2 protein-coding genes are annotated in these 2,330 nt (G+C 70.3%); one reads left to right on the top strand and one right to left on the bottom strand.

Annotated features, from left to right (window positions below):
• Positions 1 to 439: MFS transporter (locus IE249_RS38995; protein ID WP_229859590.1), on the bottom strand; the 439-nt coding region annotated here is incomplete at its 3' end.
• A gap of 47 nt (positions 440 to 486) precedes the next feature.
• On the opposite strand from IE249_RS38995, the gene pdxR reads away from it, so the two are divergent.
• Complete coding sequence (gene pdxR, locus IE249_RS30510) at positions 487 to 1,911, top strand: MocR-like pyridoxine biosynthesis transcription factor PdxR (RefSeq protein ID WP_189709955.1); 1,425 nt, start codon at positions 487 to 489, stop codon at positions 1,909 to 1,911.
• Positions 1,912 to 2,330: the final 419 nt, after the last annotated feature.

The following is a 2,330-nucleotide window of genomic DNA, read 5'->3' on the forward strand; positions in this document are numbered from 1 at the left end:
GTCCCTCACCACGCCTTTCGGCCGGAATCAGTGACACCGTCAACGCGCCACCCGCGACCACGGTGAACGCGAAACCCAAACCGCGCAGCAAGCAGACCGCAAGGACACACCACAAGTTCCCGCTGAACGCCAGCGCCAGCGCCGGCGCGCCGAGCAGTCCCAGGCCACAGGCCAGGACGACGCGGTAACCGCAGCGGCCGACCAGCGCGGGAGTGGCGAACTCGCCCACCACCGTGGCCAGCATCAACGTGCCGGTGGCCAACCCTGCTGACCCGCCACCCCCACCGTCACTCGCAGCGTAGGCGGGAACGACTGACAGCAGAAGGTAGAAGCTGGTCGACGCGCCCACAATGGACACGAAGCGCAACATCAACGGCCGGGTCACCAGCGGCGGGCGCCGTGCAGGGCCAGGGTCGATCGAATCGAGCGTATCGGTCATGCCAGGACGCTAAGATCACTCACCGGCCCGCGGTAAGCTCCAGTTCCATGCCTCCGGAGTGGTCCAGTTCCTCGCCCGATCTGCTGCTCGCCGTGGACCGAACCAGCGGCCACCCGCTGCGCGCCCAGTTGGAACACGCCCTGCGCGACGCCATCCGCAACGGCCGCCTGCAGGTCGGCGAACGGCTTCCGTCCTCCCGGGAACTCGCGCGTGCGCTCGGCCTGTCCCGCGGTCTGGTGCAGGAGTGCTACGCCCAACTCCTCGCCGAGGGCTACCTGGTGACCCGCCCCGGTTCGGCCACCCGGGTGGCCGGCGGTGCGGCGGCGACGTCCGTGACCGTGCGGCCCGGGACCATCGCCCCCCGTCTGCTCGCCGACTTCCGATGGGGCGTACCAGATCTGAGATCCTTCCCGGTCCAGGACTGGGTGCGGGCCATGAGGGAGGTGGCGTCGCACATCCCCACCGAGGAATTCGACTACGGCGACCCCCGCGGCACCAGGGCCTTGCGCGAGGTCCTGGCCGGCTACTTGCGCAGGGTTCGCGCTGCCGTGGCCGATCCCGAGCACGTCGTCGTCTGCGGCGGCTACGCCCAGGGCCTCGGCCTCGCCCTGCGTGCCCTCGCGGACCTCGGCGTGCGAACGGTGGCGTTCGAGGACCCCGGCTCGCCCGCAACCGTTACTGCGGCCGCCACCGCGGCCGGCGTGCAGGCGGTTCCCGTACCGGTCGACGAACTCGGCATCGACGTCCGTGCGCTGGCAGCCACCGACGCCCGAGCCGTCGTGGTCACCCCCGCGCACCAATGGCCGACCGGCGTCGCCCTCGCCCCAGCACGCCGACGCGCGCTGATCGACTGGGCCAGGGACCGCGACGCCTTCATCATCGAGGACGACTACGACGCCGAATTCCGCTACGACCGCGAGCCCGTCGGTCTGCTCCAAGGCCTGGAACCACACCGGGTCATCGGGCTGGGCACCGTCAGCAAGTCCCTGGCCCCCACGTTGCGCATCGGATGGATGATCTGCCCACCCGATCTGACCGAACCCCTGGCCGAGCTGAAACACCGCAGCGACCGCGGCGCGCCCGGACTCGATCAGCACGCCCTGGCCCGGCTGATCGAGTCCGGGCGCTTCGACCGCCACCTGCGGCGCATGCGCTCCACCTATGCCGCCCGCCGCGCCGTACTGCTCACCGCACTCAGCGAACACGCCCCCGAGTTGCCGGTCACCGGCCTCGCAGCCGGCTTCCACGCGGTCGCCCACCTGCCCGCCGATACCGGCGAACACCACGTCATCGCCGCCGCCCGCGCCCGCGAGGTGGGTCTTTACGGCATGAGCGCCTGCCGCGCTTCACACGCCGGCGCACCCGCACAACTCGTTCTGGGCTTCGGCAATGTCACCGAACGGGCCATAACAACAGGAATCGCCGCCATTGGCGATCTGCTCACCGGCAGGCTGAAAAGCACCCGCACGTAGCGGAGCTTGCCCAGGCCCTTGATGTTCGGGGCGCCCTTGCGGAAGATCACCGCCTGGATGCGGCGGCGTCGCAGCTCACTGCGCACAGCCTTCGAGTCATACGCCTTGTCGCCCAAAAGGCACTCAGGCCGCCTCCGGGGCCGGCCGGGGCGTCCGGCGACGGGCGGGATGCCGTCGACGAGGTCGAGCGTCTGAGTAACGTTCGCTGACGTTGGCGGCGGTCGTGATGACGTGCGATGGAGTGCCCTTGCCGTCGCAGATGAGGTGGTGCTTGCTGCCCGTCTTCCGCCGATCGACCTGCGACGGACCGGTCGCGGCTCCGCCTTCTTCGCGCGCACATGGGAGCCGTCCACGCACGCGCGGATCCAGTCGAGCTCACCGGCCGCGTTGAGCTCGGCGAGCAGGGTCCGGTGCAATCG

It is taken from the genome of Streptomyces anandii JCM 4720 (genome assembly GCF_014650655.1).
Lineage (GTDB): Bacteria > Actinomycetota > Actinomycetes > Streptomycetales > Streptomycetaceae > Streptomyces > Streptomyces anandii.